The 20,408-nt window shown below is 32.5% G+C and carries 21 protein-coding genes; 11 read left to right on the forward strand and 10 right to left on the reverse strand.

Annotated features, from left to right (window positions below):
- Positions 1 to 14 precede the first annotated feature (14 nt).
- Positions 15 to 1,655: a TldD/PmbA family protein gene (locus tag U0D62_RS20310; protein WP_322289181.1), complete on the reverse strand. Its 1,641-nt coding sequence runs from the start codon at positions 1,653 to 1,655 to the stop codon at positions 15 to 17.
- Between the two features lie 687 nt (positions 1,656 to 2,342).
- Here U0D62_RS20310 and U0D62_RS25550 point away from each other — a divergent pair.
- A complete protein-coding gene (locus U0D62_RS25550; RefSeq protein ID WP_416135555.1) occupies positions 2,343 to 2,489 on the forward strand; it encodes a hypothetical protein in 147 nt (48 codons plus the stop codon).
- Positions 2,490 to 2,543: 54 nt separating this feature from the next.
- Positions 2,544 to 3,104: a Crp/Fnr family transcriptional regulator gene (locus U0D62_RS20320; RefSeq protein WP_322289182.1), complete on the forward strand. Its 561-nt coding sequence runs from the start codon at positions 2,544 to 2,546 to the stop codon at positions 3,102 to 3,104.
- Between the two features lie 54 nt (positions 3,105 to 3,158).
- Here U0D62_RS20320 and U0D62_RS20325 read toward each other — a convergent pair whose 3' ends face one another.
- The 6 genes from U0D62_RS20325 to U0D62_RS20350 are packed head-to-tail and all read right to left on the reverse strand — an operon-like array spanning position 3,159 to position 6,886.
- Complete coding sequence (locus tag U0D62_RS20325) at positions 3,159 to 4,013, reverse strand: DUF5777 family beta-barrel protein (protein ID WP_322289183.1); 855 nt, start codon at positions 4,011 to 4,013, stop codon at positions 3,159 to 3,161.
- 6 nt (positions 4,014 to 4,019) lie between these two features.
- Entirely contained in the window at positions 4,020 to 4,409 is a 390-nt protein-coding gene (locus U0D62_RS20330; RefSeq protein WP_322289184.1) for a hypothetical protein, read from the reverse strand.
- Positions 4,387 to 4,932 carry a YceI family protein gene (locus U0D62_RS20335; protein ID WP_322289185.1) on the reverse strand — a complete coding sequence of 182 codons (546 nt, stop codon included), beginning with the start codon at positions 4,930 to 4,932 and terminating at the stop codon, positions 4,387 to 4,389. Before U0D62_RS20335 ends, U0D62_RS20330 begins: the two co-directional genes overlap by 23 nt.
- A gap of 20 nt (positions 4,933 to 4,952) precedes the next feature.
- Positions 4,953 to 5,318, reverse strand: coding sequence for a hypothetical protein (locus U0D62_RS20340; RefSeq protein WP_322289186.1), 366 nt, complete (start codon positions 5,316 to 5,318; stop codon positions 4,953 to 4,955).
- Positions 5,319 to 5,325: 7 nt separating this feature from the next.
- Positions 5,326 to 6,477, reverse strand: coding sequence for a hypothetical protein (locus U0D62_RS20345; protein WP_322289187.1), 1,152 nt, complete (start codon positions 6,475 to 6,477; stop codon positions 5,326 to 5,328).
- Between the two features lie 10 nt (positions 6,478 to 6,487).
- Entirely contained in the window at positions 6,488 to 6,886 is a 399-nt protein-coding gene (locus U0D62_RS20350; RefSeq protein WP_322289188.1) for a hypothetical protein, read from the reverse strand.
- A 162-nt stretch (positions 6,887 to 7,048) separates the two neighbouring features.
- On the opposite strand from U0D62_RS20350, the gene U0D62_RS20355 reads away from it, so the two are divergent.
- From U0D62_RS20355 to U0D62_RS20380, 6 genes are all read left to right on the forward strand, one after another.
- Positions 7,049 to 7,549, forward strand: coding sequence for a DUF6787 family protein (locus tag U0D62_RS20355; RefSeq protein WP_322289189.1), 501 nt, complete (start codon positions 7,049 to 7,051; stop codon positions 7,547 to 7,549).
- Positions 7,550 to 7,584: 35 nt separating this feature from the next.
- Positions 7,585 to 7,905 carry a hypothetical protein gene (locus tag U0D62_RS20360; RefSeq protein ID WP_322289190.1) on the forward strand — a complete coding sequence of 107 codons (321 nt, stop codon included), beginning with the start codon at positions 7,585 to 7,587 and terminating at the stop codon, positions 7,903 to 7,905.
- A gap of 346 nt (positions 7,906 to 8,251) precedes the next feature.
- The gene (locus U0D62_RS20365) at positions 8,252 to 9,223 is read left to right on the forward strand and encodes a sterol desaturase family protein (protein WP_322289191.1); all 972 of its coding nucleotides are present in this window, start codon (positions 8,252 to 8,254) and stop codon (positions 9,221 to 9,223) included.
- Between the two features lie 12 nt (positions 9,224 to 9,235).
- The gene (locus U0D62_RS20370; protein ID WP_322289192.1) at positions 9,236 to 9,631 is read left to right on the forward strand and encodes a hypothetical protein; all 396 of its coding nucleotides are present in this window, start codon (positions 9,236 to 9,238) and stop codon (positions 9,629 to 9,631) included.
- A gap of 1 nt (position 9,632) precedes the next feature.
- Entirely contained in the window at positions 9,633 to 10,826 is a 1,194-nt protein-coding gene (locus U0D62_RS20375) for an aromatic ring-hydroxylating oxygenase subunit alpha (RefSeq protein WP_322289193.1), read from the forward strand.
- Positions 10,819 to 11,901, forward strand: a complete 1,083-nt coding sequence (locus U0D62_RS20380; RefSeq protein WP_322289194.1) for a ferredoxin--NADP reductase — start codon at positions 10,819 to 10,821, stop codon at positions 11,899 to 11,901. The genes U0D62_RS20375 and U0D62_RS20380 overlap by 8 nt, the downstream gene beginning before the upstream one ends.
- Before the next feature lie 80 nt (positions 11,902 to 11,981).
- On the opposite strand, the gene U0D62_RS20385 is transcribed toward U0D62_RS20380, so the two are convergent.
- Together U0D62_RS20385 and U0D62_RS20390 are read right to left on the reverse strand one after the other, a co-directional pair.
- Positions 11,982 to 12,413: a hypothetical protein gene (locus tag U0D62_RS20385; protein ID WP_322289195.1), complete on the reverse strand. Its 432-nt coding sequence runs from the start codon at positions 12,411 to 12,413 to the stop codon at positions 11,982 to 11,984.
- Positions 12,414 to 12,572: 159 nt separating this feature from the next.
- Complete coding sequence (locus U0D62_RS20390; protein WP_322289196.1) at positions 12,573 to 13,301, reverse strand: LytR/AlgR family response regulator transcription factor; 729 nt, start codon at positions 13,299 to 13,301, stop codon at positions 12,573 to 12,575.
- 440 nt (positions 13,302 to 13,741) lie between these two features.
- On the opposite strand from U0D62_RS20390, the gene U0D62_RS20395 reads away from it, so the two are divergent.
- Positions 13,742 to 17,104 (forward strand): Ig-like domain-containing protein, encoded by a 3,363-nt coding sequence (locus U0D62_RS20395; RefSeq protein ID WP_322289197.1) that lies wholly within the window; start codon positions 13,742 to 13,744, stop codon positions 17,102 to 17,104.
- A gap of 77 nt (positions 17,105 to 17,181) precedes the next feature.
- Here U0D62_RS20395 and U0D62_RS20400 read toward each other — a convergent pair whose 3' ends face one another.
- Positions 17,182 to 17,802 carry a hypothetical protein gene (locus tag U0D62_RS20400; protein WP_322289198.1) on the reverse strand — a complete coding sequence of 207 codons (621 nt, stop codon included), beginning with the start codon at positions 17,800 to 17,802 and terminating at the stop codon, positions 17,182 to 17,184.
- Positions 17,803 to 18,184: 382 nt separating this feature from the next.
- Here U0D62_RS20400 and U0D62_RS20405 point away from each other — a divergent pair, with 382 nt between their 5' ends.
- On the forward strand, positions 18,185 to 18,673 hold the full coding sequence (locus tag U0D62_RS20405; RefSeq protein ID WP_322289199.1) for a c-type cytochrome: 489 nt from the start codon (positions 18,185 to 18,187) through the stop codon (positions 18,671 to 18,673).
- 36 nt (positions 18,674 to 18,709) lie between these two features.
- Positions 18,710 to 20,401 carry a GMC family oxidoreductase gene (locus tag U0D62_RS20410; protein WP_322289200.1) on the forward strand — a complete coding sequence of 564 codons (1,692 nt, stop codon included), beginning with the start codon at positions 18,710 to 18,712 and terminating at the stop codon, positions 20,399 to 20,401.
- Positions 20,402 to 20,408: the final 7 nt, after the last annotated feature.

The raw sequence follows: 20,408 nt of genomic DNA on the forward strand, positions 1-20,408 counted from the left end.
GATAAAACAATGTTTTAAATAGTTCTACCGGTATTGATCACATTTACATTGTTAAATCTTGTTGTAGAACTTCCGTGTGATACAGCACTAATTTGAGAAGGCTGTCCTTTACCATCGAAAAATGAACCAAACATGCGATAATCATTCTCATCACATATTTTAGCGCAAGAATTCCAAAACTCCTGGGTATTGGATTGATATGCTACGTCATCCAACATACCCACAATCGCTCCATTTTTAATTTCGTAAAATGCGGTTCCTCCAAATTGGAAATTATATCGCTGTTGATCAATAGAGTAAGAACCTCTACCTGCAATATATATACCTTTTTCTACATCTTTTATCATGTCATTGACACTATATTTCTCTTTACCTGGCTCTAAAGAAACATTAGGCATACGCTGAAACTGTACATCATTCCAACTTTGAGAGTAGCAACATCCATGAGATTCATTTTGATCAATCATATGTACTTGATCTCTGATCGCTTGATAATTAGTTAAAATACCTTTGCGAACCAAATCCCATTGCTTTGTTTTTACTCCTTCATCGTCATATCCTACAGCACCTAAGGATCCTACTTGTGTCTTATCAGCCACAAGATTAACGATCTCGCTTCCATATTTAAAGTTTTTGGTTTTCCATTTATCCAAAGTAGCAAAACTTGTACCTGCATAATTGGCTTCATAACCTAATACACGATCCAATTCTAAAGGATGTCCTACAGATTCGTGAATAGTTAATCCAAGATGATTTGGTTCTAATACCAGATCATACTTACCAGCTTCTACCGATTTGGCGGTAAGACGTTCTTTTGCTTGTTTTGCAGCCATGGTAGCATCTTCTACCATATCATAGCTACCTCTATATAACTTCATTCCGGCAGGACCTTCTAATTTTTCAGAATCCAATCCATCCATGTATTCATATCCCATTCCCATCGGAGCACTCATTGCCTGACGAGATTTAAATTTATTATTGGCTCGATCAATAGCCGTAACCGTAAAAGTTGGCCATATACGATGTACATCCTGATCTATATATGATCCTTCTGTGGATGCAAAGTACTTTTGTTCATTTACCATAAATAAACCTGAGTTCACAAAATTAGCTCCGTTCTTCAATGCAGCTGCATTAGCACTTAATAATAGATCTACTTTTTCAGAAATAGGTACTTCTTTAAAATCTTTTTTAATTGGTGTTTTCCAGGTTACCTCTCCATACGATTGTACAGGAGCTAATTTTACAGGAACTTTTTGGATTTTTGAATTCGCTTTTGCAATAGCTACTGCTTGTTCTGTAGCCTTTTTGATGCCTTTATCAGTAACATTATTGGTAGAGGCAAACCCCCAGGTACCATTAGCAATAACTCTAATACCTATACCAAATGATTCTGTGTTCACTACATTTTGTACCTTATCTTCTCTGGTAAAAACATATTGGTTCAAATACCTCCCTATTCTAGCATCGGCATAAGACGCTCCTAAGGATTTTGCGGTATTGAGAGCTATATCAGCTAGTTGCTTTTTGATTGCCACATCCATTCCAGGATTGAGCAATGCTTCTGCAGAAATATCATTTCCCATTAGTAGGGAAGGCATCATTAAAGCGCCGGATCCTAATCCCGCATATTTTACAAAGTCTCTTCGTTTCATATAAACCTCCTTAATTTTGATTGAGTGAATATTCATTTAGTGATCCATATCCAAAGTAACCTCTCCAAATAATAGATCCACACCAATATATTATTGAAAATTGAGAGCAATAAAGATTTCGGTGTGCTTTAAAAGTATAAAATTTATAACAAATAACAATAATGACTTAACAGGATATAAATGAGAATATTATAGCTATAAAAATAGAATATGAAATAAAAATTAAAATACAAAATACTTATTATCAAATACTTACAAACAAACACTCAAGTTTACGTAATTCGAACATTTATAAAATAGATGACAAAATCAATAATATACTAATACACTTAAATTTCTGTTAAACTTTTACCTTATGATGATATAAAAAAGAGTTTGGATGCTTATTGATTTTTTTAAAATTGTTGATCTTTTTTCAAGTCCAGCCGAATGTTTAAAATTGAAAAAATTAATTTCATTATTATTTAAGGCATTATCTAAATCAGTCTATTTATACTAAACGAAATAAAATTATGAAAGCCTGCAGATTTAATTAGAAATAATATTAAAGCTATAGAAAATACTTATTTCAATTCTTCTGGAACCGGAATTGCTGATAATGTAGAATTTATTAGTAAAAATGCTGATATCAACAATAAAATTAAAGATCAATTTGAGCTTATTTATAATTCTTTAGATCAAATAACAATGCCTCTACACCTTGCCATTGATCAGCAACAACAGCCTGTAGAAAATGCATACAATCACATCAAAGAACTGGTCATATTATTGAATAATGATGTTGGAAGTACTTTATCAATTATTATCACACCTACTGATAACGATGGAGATTAAAATATAGATTTAGTATAAAGTACATGTAATGAGTAATTTTGTTATTTTTAAATAATGGATGAATTCATAGCATATATAAAACAGTACATTACTCTTTCAAAAGAAGCAGAAAAAGAATTAAGAGCGCTAGGGCTTATTGAAGAACCTAAAAAAGGACAAATACTTTTAGAAGAAGGAAAAACTTGTAAACGATTATACTTTATATCTAAAGGAACTTTGAGAACTTATTTTTATCAAAACGGTAAAGATGTAACCTATTGGATATATCCTGATAATTATATAATTACTTCGTGGTCTAGCTATCTTTTTAGAAAACCGTCATCAGAATATATAGAAATCATTGAAGATTCGATCATAGTATCTATTACTTATGATCAATGGCAGGAATTGTATCAAAACTACTCTGAACTTGAACGATTTGGTCGTTTGGTAATTGAAGAACAAATTGCTCTATTGGATGATTTTTATAAGGGATATTATTTTATGACTGCTAAAGAGAAGTATGACTTATTACTTGAAGCTTTTCCTGATATTACATTGCGTGCAAATCTAGGATATATTGCTTCGATGTTAGGGATTTCTCAAGAAACATTAAGTAGGATTCGAGGAAAATAAAAAGACTTTCAATTATAAATCGAAAGTCTTTAAATAACACTAAAAGGTTATATTTTAAAATACCCTAACAACGTTAAATCCAAAAAACACATTTCCATCATTCCAATCTCCTTCTGCATTACTTACAAAACCAGGTTCATTAGTGGATTGCGCATTAGAAAATAATAATTGAAATACATGACCACCCGTTTCTATATCTAGTCCGATAGTTAAGGGGTCATTATATACAGAGGCAGAGTCTCTATTAAAATTATATACATAGTCAATATTTATTGACATCCTTTTGGATATTTTAAACCTTCCTCCTGCTCCAATTGCATATTGGTTATGATCTTGAAAAGGCTCTAGGACTAAGTTCTGCCTTACAAATGTTGGAGCTAATTCAAGAGATAAACTTTTTGATATTCTTCTAGAGATCAGTAATTGAGAAGCATAGCTTAAACGATCATTAAATTTTAATAAAGGAAAACGATCCTTCTTGATTGCAGTATTAATATTAATGGTTCCATACCCCACTACATTAAAAGGAAATTTATCAGTTTGATTTAACAATGTTAATTTTGCAGAAGCGGCATACGTTTTTCGTAAAGATTCTCTACTAACTCCTAGTTGTAAACCATTTAATGCTCCATAAACCAATTGTATTTTTGTATTCGCATTATCAAAACCAAAAAACGTCGACAACCCATCTTTTAAAGTTCCAAAACGATGGGAAACATAAAGATATAAATCTCCTTTAGCAGCTATTTTAGTGCTTTGTAAATTGCCGATTTTCATCGCTTTGAATGCAGGATAATTAAATGTTTCTGCTTTAGATTCTTCTTCTAGTTCATTTAATAAATCATCTTGTCCTGATACTATGTTTATACTAAAAATAAAAAGTAGAATTAATATATAGTTATGGCTCATGTATTGTTATTTTATAATAATTGATTTGTCTAACTTCAGTTCTTCTAATAAATCATCGTACCCTATAATTCTTCCTTTGATGATTACAGGTTGTCCCTCTTGAAGATTCAATAATTCATTCTCATATTTTAGTTGGCAATAGATATTTGCATTGAGTGCAATCCCTTTATTATCTTTTGAAGAAATTTTTCCAGATATCTGTATTATTGCTCCATTCCAGGATATCGCATCCGATTGTACCTTTTTAATTAAATCATCTGATACCCCTATAAACTTTAGTTTTTCTTCTTCAATAGTTACATGAGGTTTATATATTATTTTGTAAAGTATTATTCCTGTTATCGGTATAGCTATCAGTAGTAAAGCAACTATTCTAGCCTTTTTTTGTAAGTTCATAATGCAGGTTGATTTGAATTTTTTTAGTTATTTTTTTTCTCACAATACCTGGGATTTTAATATTAAAACCCTCTGGGTTTACAGTAAACATTGAATCCAGTATTATTGTATTATTTACAGTTTTCAGTTTTATTTTTGTATTGATTTCTTTTGATTTACCCTTGATTGTAAGCACTCCTTTTAGATCATACTCTTTTTCTTTTTCTGATAAAAAACTAGGATCATAATTAACTATTTCTCCTTTAAACGTAGCTTTGGGATAGATATCAGAATCCATATAATTCTCATTAAAATGTTCTTCCATCAAAGCAATTTTAAAATTGAAAGCTTTTATAAATAATAAAGCCGCTATTTCACCGGTATCTTCTTTAAAAACTACCGTGGTACTATTATTTTTGGCTTCTACAGGTTCAAACGTTTCTACAGAAGCTTTAAATTCTGTAAAACCAGTTTTAGTAAAATATTTTTGAGCATAGGTAGTTATTGTCATCATTAATAAGGGTATAAAAAATATCTTCTTCATTTTAATTCTATATTGATTTATTATTGTTGCTCTAATAATCCGTCTGCTATCCATTTATCCATCAATTGACGAATTTGAGGTGTCAATAATCCATTAGGAGGCATTGGATTGGTTGCATTATTCATTCGTTGTATTAAGTTTCTTGCCTGTGTTGCATTTTTAGTATTTAAATATGTAGATAAATCCAAATCTGCATTTGGAGCAGGTCCTCCATGGCAAGTAATACAGTAGTTATTCATGATACTACGCACATCTGATTCATATGTAATTGTTCGGGTAATCGGCGGTAGCATCTCACCTGTACTTTCATCAATTATAGCAGTTGTACAACCTTGTAGTGAAAAAATCATAATCCCTAAAAAAATGACATTAAAAAAGCTCTTCATTCTTCTCTTAGTTTTGAACATTTATATTCTCTATATTTATTATTGTTTCTTCTTCAGGGTTAATAGTAATCATCAATCTTTTATGAGTAATATCCCCTTGTGATATGACTCCGTCTCCATTACTATCAGCAGTAATATTTATATAATAAGTACCGGGATGCAGATAGGTTATAAAAAATTGATTTTCATTTTGGGATAGTGCTGGAAATAGCAAAACACTGTTAAATGCATTTTGATCGTTGACAAAAAACCCATCTTCCTCAGTAAGTGCTTCTTTTGATAAGTTTATGAATAAAGTGGTATTCTCAATGGAAGGGTTCCTATCAATATTAACAGTAAGATATCCCAAATAAGGATGCTGATCAATTCTAAATGGATCTCCAGATTCTTGAGCTAATGTAAAAACATCACTATTATCAACTGCTTGCGCCAAAAATGTGGCTGATTTTGCTTTGTTATCGCCCGGGTTGATATAAAGGTTTTCTTCTGTAAATCCATCAGAAAAATCCCAAGCTGGTACATTTTGAGGAAAACCTACTGTTTCTGCAGCGGTTTGCGCTAAATCCAGGTTCATTTTCTTTGCTTTAAAAGTCATATGTCGTGATGGTGGCACGATAACTCCTAACCTACTTGTATAAGCATTCCAGTAGAGGCTATCCTGTTTAAAACGAAGTTCCATATACATGACTCCAGTACCACCTTTGGCATCAACTAACCTAAAATATTTACCCTGTTCGTCATTTCGTATACTATCCAGAACAAAATAACTTGTACGGTAAATCCCATTCAACAGCCCTCCATTTCTAGCCATGATGGTTCTGGTGTTTTTAAAATCAGTGACAAAAAATGAGGTTAGTAAATTTCCTGCTGAACCGCCTTCAAAAATACCGTGAACCTGAGACGGGGAATTTGCTCTATAGTCAAATGCAAACCAATCATAATCATCCGCAATTACGCGGTTTCGTCCTACCCATTGCCCTTGAATTTTTTCTAAAAAATCAAACCCATCTTGGTTGATATCTATGGGAATTACTTCTGAAGATATAATAGGGTTGGGAGTAACAGACGCTCCAGCTATATTTCTAATGTCATCTGTAGAGCAACTCATCATAATTAATGATAGTAGTATAAAAGTAACTACTTTAAAGTTCTTATTCATATAATAATTGTTATTGATTTTTACTTCGAATCCAAATTTCTGTAAGAGGTTTTCCCATCACATAACTGGTTACTGCTAAGCTATCCATGTGTATAATTTTAATTGAGATACCTCTTCGAGTTTTAGTATCGGTAGCACCAGAGGTTGCATCAACATATCTGTTTTGCTTCTCTTTTAGGTCTTTAAACAAATAATAGGATTGCTTTTCTTGGTAGTTGTAAATTGTAGTGTCATCATCATAATACAATACCTTAGCTTTAATAGCTCCATTATCCTCAATGATTTGATAAGTAGCTTTATAAAATGTGCTTGACACCTGCCATGTGCCTAACAAAGTATTTTTCTTATTAGAACAAGACAATAAGACTAATACCAAAACACAACTTAATTTTAATCCTTTACTTTTCATATCGGGACAAAACTATTTGTCTTTACTAGCATATTTTTTGACCTATGTCAAAATCCATAAGTTCTCAGAGAATAATCATCATAGGTGGTATTTTTTGATCTGAATCAAAAATGAATAGTATTTGAAGATATAGGTTTGCAATGTTTATTAAACTGAAAAACTATGAATAGAATAATCAAGTTTTGGGAAATTGAGAAAAAATGGCAATTGTTATTTCCGATTACCGGTATCATAAGTTTAGTATATATAGCTTATCTACTAACTAATAAAATTATTGAACCAGTTACCCCTTCATCATTCATTATACTGACTAAAGTTGTTTTAACCTCTGTTATTAGCTATCTAACCTATAAAATAATGGGAGTAGCTATAGAAAAGCTATCACATCGGTGGAATGTAAATTATAAATGGGAGGTTATTGCAATTCTTATGGTATTTTCCATAACCGGATCATCATCAATCTTTATAGGAAAGCCCTTTCTGAATTTTATTGGAGTTACCAAAGAACATCTTAATGTTTTTGTTTATTACCCGTTATTTATAATATTTAGTTTTATGTGTTATCAGTTACTTTTGGTTATGTACGGATGGCTATTTGGTCAATTTAAATTTTTCTGGACAATGGAGAAAAAGATATTATCAAGATTTGGTATTAAAATTTAGTATCTTTTAGGAACGACACCATCAATATTATAATTATGAGTAAATCTCAACGTTTGCGAAACTTAAGCAACCATCCTAAGGCTGTTCCTAAATCTGGTACTTCTATAAAGTGGAGAACCATTATTGCTTTAGTATTAATGTACATTGCTCTTATTATGGATTGGCAATGGGCTTGGGGAATTTTGTTTTTATTATGGGTAATTCCTGATCTGCTATCTGGTGTTACTTACTTTGTAGAACCTGTAGAGAAAAAAACTTCTCCTTTTTTATATTGGGTAATTATCATTAGTTGGATTCTAATGGCTTTGTATTCAATCTCTGTACTTTTTATAGATTATGATCAATTTTACTATTAATATAAATTGAATACTTTTTGTCTTCAAGTAATCAAAAGCTTTTTAGAATATGAAAAAATGGAAAACTATTTTGGCGCTCATACTTATGATACTTGCTATATATTTTAACTGGAAATGGTTTTGGGCGGTTTTCATTTTTTTAGGGTTAGTTAATGTCATCAAAAGTGGAGAAATCCATTTTGTAGAATCTGTATCCAAAGAAGAGACGCCTGGGCTCTATTGGATTATGATTATCATCTGGTCACTGCTGGCTTTATATTCTATTCTGCTATATCTTAACTTTTTGACCTAGGTCAAAAAAACATTGAATTTTAAATCAGAGATTTGCTATATAAATCAATATTTTATGAATTACACAAGATTATTAGTATATAGTATCGTTATTATAGGAACCATTGTAGGAATCCCTCATTTTGTAGTAGAAAATTTCAATTTAGAAATATTAGATCCCTACTCTGTAGAATATTTCTTTTACATTTTCAACGATTTAAGCATCTTCTACATCATTATACCTTTTTTCATTATAGAGCTAGCAAGATATCTTTATTTAAAAAGGCTTAATAAAAATATTGTATTAGATTCTGTTTCTAATGTAATCACTCTATTTGCTTTTATCGGCATCGAATATATCTTGGGTATTCTTTTTGTATTAAAACTTTATACCATAGCGTCAGAGTTTACCATCTTTCCTGAATTACCTCTCAACTGGATTACTATAAGCTGTTGTATTCTTCTGGCCGATTTCCTATACTATTGGGAGCATCGATTAATGCATCGTATTGGTGCAGGCTGGGCAACACATACTGTTCATCATAGTTCTCCTCATTTTAATATGTCTGTTGCCTATCGCTTTGGGCCTTTAGATTCAGTTTTTCCATTATTTTTCTCAATTCCAGCAGTATTATTAGGGTTCAATCCTTATCTATTATTGGCAAGTGAAATTTTTGTACAAACTTTTCAAGCCATCTTACATACTGAAATTATAGGCAAATTGCCAAAACCACTTGAATTCATCTTTAATACTCCATCACATCATAGAGTACATCACGGATCAAACAAGCAGTATTGGGATAAAAATTATGGCGGGATTTTTATTATATGGGATAGAATCCTTGGAACTTTTGAACCCGAAAAAGAAAAAGTCATTTACGGAATTTCAGAACCTCTAAATAGTGTTAACCCTATAAAAGTATTTTTTCACGGATTGTCCAGGTTATATCATAAAATCAAAACAATTAAAGGATTTAGAAATAAATTATTGGCTTTTGTTAAACCTCCGGATTGGATACCTGCTGAAAAAACAAATAACAAAATCTAATAAAACAAAATCATGAATATCCTTAAATCTATATTTACTATTATCGTTTTATCAATAAGCTTGTCTTCTTGCGGGCAAGAAGATAAAATAGTTGGTGTCTGGGATGTAAAAACAGAATATTATCAGGCCACATATGAGATTGTATCACAAGATGATACGTTTTTCGGAAAAGTGCATTACTACAACGATGGTTCAACAGAATATAAAGGTAAAAACAAAAAGGAAGATTATTTTTTAACAGATGTAGAACTCAAAGATGGAAAATATGTAAATGGTAAAATGTATACTCCTGACGGATCATATTATGAGGTTATTTTTACCTTAAAAAACAATGATACTTTAGAAACTATAATGACTGTTGAAAATAAACCATATAAAGAAATCTGGACTAGAAACACTACATATTGATATGAAAAAAAATATGATGCATATATTGCCAGTAGAAGCTTATACCACTCAAGAATGGTTTGACCTCGAAATGAAAAATATCTTTAGCAAAACCTGGCAATTTGCTGGTTTAGCTGAAGATGTTTCAGAACCAGGAGATTATATCAGTGTACAGGCTGGTCTTAATAATATATTTATTGTAAAAGGAAGAGATCATCGTTTACGTGCATTTCATAATATGTGTCGTCATAGAGGAACACAACTTTTGCGTGCCGTAGGTAAAAATAAAAAAGCCATTACTTGCCCTTATCATGATTGGACATATGATCTAGAAGGAAAGTTAATTAGTATTCCAAAGCAAAAAGAAGAATTTCCAGAATTACAGGGAGAATTGCATAAATGTGGGTTAAATCTTCATGAAGCTTCTGTAGATATTTTTAAAGGTATGCTCTTTGTTCACCCCGATAAAAATGCATCAAATATCATGGAGTTTTTTGGTGAAGTAGAACCTTATTTAGGTCCTCATATAGTAGAAGAATTAGTAGAATACAAAGAAAAAGGTGATGAACCTTTTTATGTAAAAGAAATTAAAGCTAACTGGAAAATTATTGTAGAAAACTATATTGATCATTATCACCTTGCACATTTACACGAAGGAACTCTTAATATGTATGATCATGCTAAGGCAGAATTTGGATGGGTTGGTCCTCATTACTGGTTTTATGAACCACTAGTTCCGGATTATGCAAATAATGTAAAAAATGCTGCACCTTATCCATTAATAAATTCTGTTCCTGAAGATAAAATTGGTGCCTATGTTCCCTGGTTGTTTCCTAATATTGGAATCACTGAAGGAGAAAGTGCCTGGAATACTTTTCATGTAACACCATTGGCTCCCGATCGAACTCTGGTCGTGATTCGTTCCAAAGTAATGAATGTTAGTGAATGGGAATTCACAAAACAATACACTAAGTCCTCTATGAATAAAATATGGCAACATTATGGAAATAAAGGAAAATATGATGGCGATACAAATGATCCAATGGCATCAGGTGATTTTATGGCAGAAGATGTATATGCTTGTGAACAACAACAAAAATCGTTGAAATCCCCATTTTTCAGTATCGGTGCACAAGCGCAACGAGGAGAATTTGCAGTGAGTAAATTTCAGAGTGTAGTTAAAGAATGGGTTGAAAAACATATAAATGATGAATAAGTTCTACCCTCTTAAAATTTTAGAAATAACAAAAGAAACTGAAAACGCTTATTCAATAACTTTTGATGTTCCTAAAGAATGGTCTGATATTTTTAATTATAAACCAGGTCAATACATCACATTAAAATTTATACTAAACAATGAAGAAGTACGTCGTTCTTATTCGATTTGTAGTTCTCCTATGCTTAATGAACCCATACGAATCGGAGTAAAACGAGTAAAAGAAGGTTTGGTTTCTAATCATATTAATGATAATTTAAAAGTAGGTGATACAGTAGAAGTTATGCCTCCAGATGGACGGTTCTTTGCAGAAATAAAGGAAAACAATTATAAAACCTATTACCTTTTTGCAGCAGGAAGTGGCATTACTCCAATACTTTCAATAACAAAAACGATACTTAGTACAGAAAAACAAAGCTATGTACATATGGTTTATGGAAATCAAAATAGTGATACCATCATGTTTCTGGAATCATTAAAATTGCTTCAAAAAGAATATCCTGATCGTTTTATACTAATCCATACATTGAGTCGTCCTAAAAGCAGTTGGAGTGATTTATGGAAAACCTCAAAAGATATACCTTATAGAAAAGGTCGTATAGACTCCGATTGTGTAACCTGGTTTATTAATGAATATCCTCCCTATGCACAAAATGCCGAGTACTTTATATGTGGTCCGGACACAATGATAGAAAATACTAAAAAAACGCTTAATAAAATTGATGTTCCAGATACAAGAATCTTTACAGAAAGTTTTGGAAGTTCTAGTAATATCGATAGTACAGAAGGCATTAAAAACGCTAAACTTACAGCTCGTTTACAAGGAGAAATGGTAGTAACTACAATACCCAAAGGAAAAACAATATTAAGAGCATTGATCGACAGTGGTAAAGAGCCTCCATATTCCTGTGAAGGTGGTGTATGCGCAACCTGTATCTGCAAATTAACCAGTGGTCAAGTACATATGAAAAATAACCTAGCGTTAGATGAGCAAGAAGTAGCTCAAGGTTATATCTTGAGTTGCCAAAGTATTCCTATAACAAAAGAGATAGAGGTTATTTATGAAAAAAAATAAAAATGGAACGAACCCCATTCTAATAAAAGAATGGAATCCGTTAACAAAACCCACCAACTGAAAATTATCGGTTACTAAACTTACTGCATTAATTTTTTAGACAACTCCTGTAACTGAGTTGATTTCTTTTGCATATAATCGTTTAGTTTTTTAATGTCGTCTCCAGAAAGATTCCCCATTACTTCCTGAGCTTTTTGTCCTAACTCCTGTCCTTTTTGACCAAGAGAAGCAAAAGCAGTCATATCCTTGCTCTCTACCACTTTTTTATATTCTTCAATGTAAGCTTCATAAGAATTCACATAATCCTGAACAGCTTGATCACTAAAACTAGGAACATCATCAGAAGCTGGTGCTGTTGTATTTTCTTTTTCGCTACTTTTTTCAGCTTTTTCTTCTGTCTTTTGCTCTGTTACTTCTGCATCAGCCGTTGAATCAGATTTAGTATCGTTTTTACATGATACTGTAGCCATTATTAAAACTAGCAATGAAAGGTTTAAGATTACTTTTTTCATGATTTTTGTTCGGTATTAATTGTTAAATGGTTATTATTTCAATCATTATTGATAGTACAAATTTGAGATAATTCTACCTTCTATTAAACACCCTTTTCCGTGAAAAAAGAACACCCTGAAAACAGGGTGTTGTATATATAAATTTAAAAAATATAGTCATTAATGAATCAAACCACTTAATAATTTGCTTTTTACCGTTTTTACGTAGTTTCTTCCTATTGGTATCATTTTAGTATCCATTTCAATGCTATTTCCATCAATAGCTTTCACCTTGTGTAACGCAATAGTATAGGATCTATGAATTCTCATAAATTTGTCTACCGGAAGTAGTTTTGTAATTGCTGATAAATTATAATGTGTAATGTAATCTTCATACACCGTTTTTATAGAAACATAATCTTTCAAACTTTCTATATATAAGATATCTCCAAAGTAAATTTTAACCATCTTCTTATTGACTTTTACAAAAAAATGATCTTCAATATCAAGGTATTGAAAACTATGATAATCTTGAGAAGGTTGATATTGTCTACTGATTAACCTTGATACCTTATTTAAAGATTTCATAAGTCTTTTTAAAGAAACAGGTTTAATCAAATAATCTACGACATCCAATTCAAAACCTTCTACAGCATATTCATGATACCCTGTGGTTATAATAATGTAAGGAGGGTTATCCAGGTTCTTAATAAATTCTATACCATTTAATTTTGGCATATTAATATCCAGGAATATTAAGTCTATTGGATTCTCGGCAATAATGTTAAAAGCATCAATAGCATTTGTGCAGCTATGAACAATCTCAAAATTATCAAAACTCTCAAGATGTTTCTCAATAATTTTTATGGCTAAGGGTTCATCATCGATCAATAAGCATTGTATTTTCATTGGTAGGTTTTTTAAGTATTATTATATGATAATTCTTCACTTCTTTTAGCGATAAGCTTATCATATGATCTAAACAACTTGCAGGTTAAATATTCTATACTCCTAATCGTGTTTAACTATTTATTATTGCATAATATTTTATCTAATTATACACCAATCTTCACTTACTTTAATCTTTTGTCTAATCCCATTAATGAAAATACCTGTTTTTAAGCTAAACAAGTTTTTTTTTAGATAAACGACTTTGATTTGGGTACAACCTACATTTTACATACAATACTCTCTTTATCCGGTTTTTTTCTCTAAACAGCTACAATTTATTGCCATTTAGCTAATTAGTTTTTCAAAACTTATACTTCTTTCTACTTTGGAACTGATTAAGACTTTAATTCTTTCTCGATTTAACACAAATGAATTCTTAATATTTAACACAATCTATTATGAAAAAACTAGAACTCACTTTTCTGGAGTGGCGTTGTAAGAAGTTGTATCTTATAATGTTACTCTTTACTTTTTTGTCACATTTTACAGTTTCCCTTTATGGGCAAGTAAATACAGGTGGTACTTCAACGACCTCGAATCACAATAAACAAGTTATTGGATATATTACAAATTGGGATGCTTGGAAACAGTCTAATGCTGGCGTTCCAGCGCAGGGTGCATTAACACATCTCAATATTGATTACGCAAAATATACGATTCTCAATTATTCATTTTTCGGAGTAGCCGTAGATGGATCTTTACATAGTGGTGATCATCGTAATAAACAAATTTATCAACAAGGTACAGTACAACAACCAGCAGATCTATTATATACAGATATCTATAGTAGCTGGGATATGCATATTCTTTTTGGAGAAATTGACCCATTACAACATATTAATGAAGCTGCAAAACAACGTGCAGAAGCACAAGGTTTTCAGGTAGAACTAAATGCCAATACCTGGTCACACCCAGGATGGGGATTAAGCGGTCCATTACCGTTACCACTACATAAAGAAGATGGTGCTCCGGGATTGCTAGAATTAGCACATCAAAAAGGTGTAAAAGTAATGGCTTCTATAGGTGGATGGAGTATGTGTAAACATTTTCCAGAAATGGCCGCCGATCCTGTAAAAAGAGCTCGTTTTATTGAAGACTGTAAAAAGTTGATCAATATGGGGTTTGATGGAATAGACCTTGATTGGGAATATCCCGGACCTTACGCAGGAATGAACTTTACAGGAACGCAAGCAGATTTTGCTAATTTTGAAAACCTGGTTCAGGAAATCCGTAACGCCATTGGACCAACCAAACTGATTACTGCCGCAATGTCTGCAGATCCAAGAAAATTACAAGATTTTAATTGGTCACAGTTGGCTAATACAATGGATTACTTTAATATGATGACCTATGACTTTAACGGAGGTTGGTCAAATATTGCTGGGCACAATGCTCCTGTTTATCCATATGATGGTGCAGAAGCTCCTGATTTTAACTGGCAATCTACTCTTAATGCTTTGTTAGCAAAAGGAGTACCTCCAGGTAAAATTAATTTTGGTATTCCTTTTTACGGAAGAGGTGTTGTTACCGATGGTGCAGCTGCATTAAATGCTCCTACAGTAAAAAGAAACGTAACCATACAACCTGATGGTCCGGTGAGTACTTCTGCTGATTATACTAACTGGCCTCAAGAAGTATATGATGGTACACCTAATCACTTTTTTATAAAACAAAAAACAGGCACAGGAAGTGGATGGACCAGGCATTGGGATAATCAGGCTCAAGTACCTTATATGACTAATGGAAACTTCTTTTTGAGTTATGATGATGAAGAATCTATAGGTATTAAAGCACAATATATTAATGACAATAACCTAGCAGGTACTATTGTATGGACAGTGTATGGTGATCTTGAAATGAGTGGTTCTGTTGAATCTTTTGGAACGAAACTTAAAAGATGGTCAAATGTAAAATCTCCTTTAATAAATACCGTTAATCAAGTATTTGCCAATGGTGGAGGCGGTGGTAATACACCTCCTACCGTTGCAATCACTTCTCCACAATCTGGAGATACATTTATTGAAGGTGCGACTATCAGTATTGCTGCAAATGCAAGTGATAGCGATGGAACGATTACCAAAGTAGAATTTTATAACGGTAATACTTTATTAGGAGAAAAAACAAGTGCACCATATACATTTGATTGGGCCAGTGTCGCAGCAGGAAATTATACTATTGCAGCCAAAGCTTATGATAATGATAATAGTTCGAGTACAGCTTCTGTATCTATTACTGTAAATAGTAATGGAAATCAATTACCAACAGTATCTATTACATCTCCACAATCCGGAGCCACGTATACTGATGGTGATACTATTAGTATTTCTGCAGATGCTAGTGATCCTGATGGAACCATTAGTAAGGTAGAGTTTTACAATGGAACTACCTTATTAGGTCAAAAAACTAGTGCTCCTTATACTTTTGATTGGGCTAGTGTAGCTGTAGGAAGTTATACTATAAATGTTAAAGCAACTGATAATGATGGTGGAACAGCAGAGGATACTGTTTCTGTTACCGTAAATGAAGGTGGAGGTGGCTCTTGTACTGCTCCAGCTTGGGTTGCTGGTCAAGCATATTTTGGAGGAGCAGTCGTATCTTTTCAAGGACATGAATATCGTGCTAAATGGTGGGTGAATCAAAGTCCTGCAGAAAGTGATGTTTGGGAAGATCTCGGGCCTTGTGATGGTGGAGGAAATAACACAGCTCCTACAGTTTCTGTGACCTCTCCACAATCTGGATCTTCATTTACAACCGGAGATGTTGTGACTATAAGTGCTGATGCAAATGATACAGATGGTACTATCAGTAAAGTTGAGTTTTTAGTCGACGGAAATGTTATCTCAGAAGATACTACATCGCCATATACCACAAACTGGACATCTACTGAAGGTAATCACTCTATAACAGCGCGAGCTACTGATAATGAAAATGCAGCTACTACTTCTGGATCAGTTTCTATTTCTGTAACGTCCGATACCGGAAATCAATCTCCAACGGTAAGTATTACTAATCCTGCAAATGGAGCAACATTTACAGAAGGACAAAGTATTAATATCACAGCAGATGCTAATGATACAGATGGTACTGTAAGTAGTGTTACATTCTTTGTAGATGGTAATTCGATAGGTGAAGATACATCTGCTCCATACTCTGCAACCTGGGTTTCTACCGTAGGTAATCATAATATAACAGCTGTTGCACAAGACAATGATGCTGCAAGCACTACTTCTTCTGTAATTAGTATAACCGTACAAACAGATACTGGTGGAGGAGATTGTAATGACCCTCAATATGTAGAAAATGGTGGATACGTTGCTGGAAGTCAAGTTCAAAATGAAGGAAATCTCTACGAATGTAAGCCTCATCCTTTTTCAGGATGGTGTAATGGAGCAGCCTGGGCATATGCTCCTGGTACAGGAGAATATTGGCAAGATGCCTGGGAATTAGTAGGAGATTGTTCAGGAAGTAGAAACAATATTAGTTCTACGGTATCAATCACAAAAGGAAGTAGTATAAAAACTCACCCTAATCCATTACAAGGTGAAACTAATATTACTTTCCAGCTTATGGATTCTCAATCCATTACTGCTGCTGTTTATAATCAAATAGGTATGAAAATTGCAGAATTGGCAAATTACGAAAAACGTCAACCTGGAAATCATACTATTAAATGGACATCTGAAGGTTTTCCTTCAGGATTATATTTCTTAAAAATCCAAATAGGAAAAGAAATCAAAACAATTAAATTGATTAAGGAATAAAAAATCCCTGTAATCTATGCAAATCCATTTCTAAAACGCCTGGCTGTTTTAGAAATGGATTTCTTTATTTATAGCATTTACCACATATGGAATATACAAGCAGGCCCTTTTCTAAAAGTGTGTAATAATCTCTTTTCTGCTTTACGTAATAATCGATATTTATATCGTATATCTTCTACATTTTCATTACAATTACTTGCTTCAAAATCAAGGCTATTAAAATAATCCTGATCCCATTCAGAAACTTTAGTTCCATAACTTCTTCTATAACATACTGGAGTGTCTTTATCAAAAAACATTCTTTCTTCTACCAATTCTAATACCTTCTCTACACCAGCCTTTTGTTGGTATTTGCTTTCATAACTATACGTATTAAGGTGAGAAATTTTAAATAGCATACAAGACATTACCAAATCATCATTCTCCATAAAATAATACTCAGTAGTATAATCTTCATAAAACCCTTGTTTATAAGTATGCTCAATAAGTCGTAATTTTTCTTTCTCATAATAAAACCCTACGATACCAAAAACATCTTCAGAACACTTATACTCCTTAGATCTATAAGTTACCAAAGTGTCTTTTCCAACTCTACTTAAAAATGTTTCATAAGCAGTATCGATAGTTTTATTTTTAGATTCCTGAGCAATACAGGGCAACATAAAAAATAAACCAAAAATTAAAGAGATTATTTTCATTAACAACGGATATAAAAATTAAGAATATTCAAAATTAATTAAACTAATAAAGAATTAACAGATTCAACTTGATCACTCTTTCTTAAGAAGCTTAATTTTTTAACAGCATCACATTTAAAAAGAAAATAAAATGACTTATTAAATAAAAATTACTTAATGAATAGTTAATTATTTTGTTGAAACAAAAATAAACTTCTTATATTTATCTCAGCTATTCAAACACTATATTTCACTTTCAAAAAAGTTAATAATCAAAGCTTTTTGATCGTGCTAAAATTTCATATTTCATAGTATTCCGTGCTAACTATAGTATTGCGAATTCACTATCAATATAGTACATATTTCAAGCCCATTTTTAAAATTAAATTTAAAATCATAATTAATGAAATTAACATCTGTTTATTTGATTATTGTATGCGTTTTCTTGAATATGAACTGTTCCAAAGAAAAAAAAGCAACCAAAGAATCAATTACCATTGGAAATCGTAAACAAGAAAAAAAGGTACAAGAAAAAAGTATTTCTTCTGTTCCTATAATGCTTGAAAACAAGGGGATTGGCCCCATAAAATCAATCTCTTTTGAAGATAATATCAATCAGGATCTTGCTGATAGAGGTGCAAAACTCTTTAAATCAAAATGTACCGCGTGTCATAAAGCTTCACAAAAATTTATTGGTCCTCCGATGGCAGGTATTTATAAAAAACGAAGTCCTGAATGGGTGATAAATATAATTATGAATCCTGATGAAATGCTAAAAAATGATCCTGTTGCCAAGGCTTTACTTAAAGAGTATAATAATACCATAATGATCAATCAAAATATACCTGAAGATGAAGCCAGAGCAATGGCAGAATGGTTCAGAACTCTGTAGTAACTAAAATTTAACTCAAATTAATTCATCTTTATTATGCAAAAAGAACCTCAATATGATGCAATCGTAGTTGGTACAGGAATCAGTGGTGGATGGGCTGCCAAAGAACTTTGTGAAAAAGGGCTTAAAACACTGGTTTTAGAACGTGGTCGTATGGTAAAACATATTGATAATTATCCAACTATGAATGATGATCCCTGGGATTATGATCTTAAAGGAGAACCCAGCCGAGAAGAAATTGCCGAGCAACCCAAACAACATAGAACCGGATATGTTACCAATAAAGCGCACCGTCATTTTTTTGTTAATGATTTAAAGCATCCCTATAATGAAACCAAACGTTTTGATTGGATTCGTGGATATCACGTGGGAGGTCGCTCTCTTATGTGGGGAAGACAGAGTTATCGACTTTGTGATCTCGATTTTGAAGCCAATAAAAAAGAAAACGTTGCCATAGACTGGCCAATAAGATATAATGATATTTCGCCTTGGTATGACAAAGTTGAAGAATTTATTGGTGTAAGTGGAGAGTCATTAGGCCTTGATCAGTTACCTGACGGAAAATTTCTCCCTCCTATGGAATTAAATTGTGTAGAAGATCATCTAAAATCCAACATAGCGCAAAACTATGAAGATCGATTGCTGACCATTGGTAGAACTGCACATATTACAGGAACCAAAACATTTGAAGGACGATTAAACTGTCAATACCGTGACCGCTGTATGAGAGGTTGTCCCTTTGGTGCTTATTTTAGTAGCAACTCCTCTACTCTGCCTGCAGCAGAAAGAACCGGAAATATGACACTTCGTGAAAATTCTATTGTGCACGAAGTGATATATGATCAAAATACAGGAAAAGCAACTGGTGTAAAAGTGATTGATACTATTACCAAAGAAAAGCATGAATTCACCGCAAAAGTCATTTTTTTATGCGCATCGGCTATAGCTTCTGCTAGTATTTTATTGCAATCCAAATCAGAACGTTTTCCAAATGGACTCGGAAATGATTCTGGAGAATTAGGTTGTAATATTATGGATCATCATTTTAGAGTGGGCGCCTCTGGAACTATTAATGGTTTTGAAGATAAATATTATAAGGGAAGAAGACCTAATGGAATCTACATTCCTAGATTCAGAAATCTAGATAATAATTCTGATCAAAAAACTTTTAAAAGAGGATACGGCTATCAAGGTGGTGCAAGTAGACAAGATTGGAGAGAAACTATTGCAGAGCTAGGATATGGTACAGAACTAAAAGAAAATATTCTGAAACCCGGTAAATGGCAAATTGGACTAACAGGTTTTGGAGAGTGTTTACCATATCACGAAAATAAAATGACGCTTGATTACAAAAAACTAGATGAATGGGGTTTACCTACCATAACATTTGATGTTGAGTTTAAAGAAAATGAAATCGAAATGCGTAAAGACATGAAAGCGCAAGCGGTAGAAATGTTAGAAAAAGCAGGCTTCACTAATGTTGAGTCATGGGATAATATTGGTGGACCAGGATTAGGTATTCACGAAATGGGAACTGCTAGAATGGGTAGAGATCCTAAAACATCTGTTCTCAATAAAAACAATCAAATCCATGCAGTACCAAACGTATACGTAACAGATGGTTCTTTTATGACATCATCTAGCTGCGTAAACCCTTCACTAACCTATATGGCATTTACTGCCAGAGCAGCAGATCATGCAGCAAAACAAATACAAAAAAACCCATAATTCTATA

This window comes from Aquimarina callyspongiae (genome assembly GCF_034322225.1).
Taxonomy (GTDB): Bacteria; Bacteroidota; Bacteroidia; order Flavobacteriales; family Flavobacteriaceae; genus Aquimarina.

Excerpts from the sequence above, each read along its gene's own strand:
- U0D62_RS20310 (WP_322289181.1), bottom strand. The coding sequence starts at position 1,655 with ATGAAACGAAGAGACTTTGTAAAATATGCGGGATTAGGATCCGGCGCT.
- U0D62_RS25550 (WP_416135555.1), top strand. The coding sequence starts at position 2,343 with ATGCCTCTACACCTTGCCATTGATCAGCAACAACAGCCTGTAGAAAAT.
- U0D62_RS20320 (WP_322289182.1), top strand. The coding sequence starts at position 2,544 with ATGGATGAATTCATAGCATATATAAAACAGTACATTACTCTTTCAAAA.
- U0D62_RS20325 (WP_322289183.1), bottom strand. The coding sequence starts at position 4,013 with ATGAGCCATAACTATATATTAATTCTACTTTTTATTTTTAGTATAAAC.
- U0D62_RS20330 (WP_322289184.1), bottom strand. The coding sequence starts at position 4,409 with ATGAACTTACAAAAAAAGGCTAGAATAGTTGCTTTACTACTGATAGCT.
- U0D62_RS20335 (WP_322289185.1), bottom strand. The coding sequence starts at position 4,932 with ATGAAGAAGATATTTTTTATACCCTTATTAATGATGACAATAACTACC.
- U0D62_RS20340 (WP_322289186.1), bottom strand. The coding sequence starts at position 5,318 with ATGAAGAGCTTTTTTAATGTCATTTTTTTAGGGATTATGATTTTTTCA.
- U0D62_RS20345 (WP_322289187.1), bottom strand. The coding sequence starts at position 6,477 with ATGAATAAGAACTTTAAAGTAGTTACTTTTATACTACTATCATTAATT.
- U0D62_RS20350 (WP_322289188.1), bottom strand. The coding sequence starts at position 6,886 with ATGAAAAGTAAAGGATTAAAATTAAGTTGTGTTTTGGTATTAGTCTTA.
- U0D62_RS20355 (WP_322289189.1), top strand. The coding sequence starts at position 7,049 with ATGAATAGAATAATCAAGTTTTGGGAAATTGAGAAAAAATGGCAATTG.
- U0D62_RS20360 (WP_322289190.1), top strand. The coding sequence starts at position 7,585 with ATGAGTAAATCTCAACGTTTGCGAAACTTAAGCAACCATCCTAAGGCT.
- U0D62_RS20365 (WP_322289191.1), top strand. The coding sequence starts at position 8,252 with ATGAATTACACAAGATTATTAGTATATAGTATCGTTATTATAGGAACC.
- U0D62_RS20370 (WP_322289192.1), top strand. The coding sequence starts at position 9,236 with ATGAATATCCTTAAATCTATATTTACTATTATCGTTTTATCAATAAGC.
- U0D62_RS20375 (WP_322289193.1), top strand. The coding sequence starts at position 9,633 with ATGAAAAAAAATATGATGCATATATTGCCAGTAGAAGCTTATACCACT.
- U0D62_RS20380 (WP_322289194.1), top strand. The coding sequence starts at position 10,819 with ATGAATAAGTTCTACCCTCTTAAAATTTTAGAAATAACAAAAGAAACT.
- U0D62_RS20385 (WP_322289195.1), bottom strand. The coding sequence starts at position 12,413 with ATGAAAAAAGTAATCTTAAACCTTTCATTGCTAGTTTTAATAATGGCT.
- U0D62_RS20390 (WP_322289196.1), bottom strand. The coding sequence starts at position 13,301 with ATGAAAATACAATGCTTATTGATCGATGATGAACCCTTAGCCATAAAA.
- U0D62_RS20395 (WP_322289197.1), top strand. The coding sequence starts at position 13,742 with ATGAAAAAACTAGAACTCACTTTTCTGGAGTGGCGTTGTAAGAAGTTG.
- U0D62_RS20400 (WP_322289198.1), bottom strand. The coding sequence starts at position 17,802 with ATGAAAATAATCTCTTTAATTTTTGGTTTATTTTTTATGTTGCCCTGT.
- U0D62_RS20405 (WP_322289199.1), top strand. The coding sequence starts at position 18,185 with ATGAAATTAACATCTGTTTATTTGATTATTGTATGCGTTTTCTTGAAT.
- U0D62_RS20410 (WP_322289200.1), top strand. The coding sequence starts at position 18,710 with ATGCAAAAAGAACCTCAATATGATGCAATCGTAGTTGGTACAGGAATC.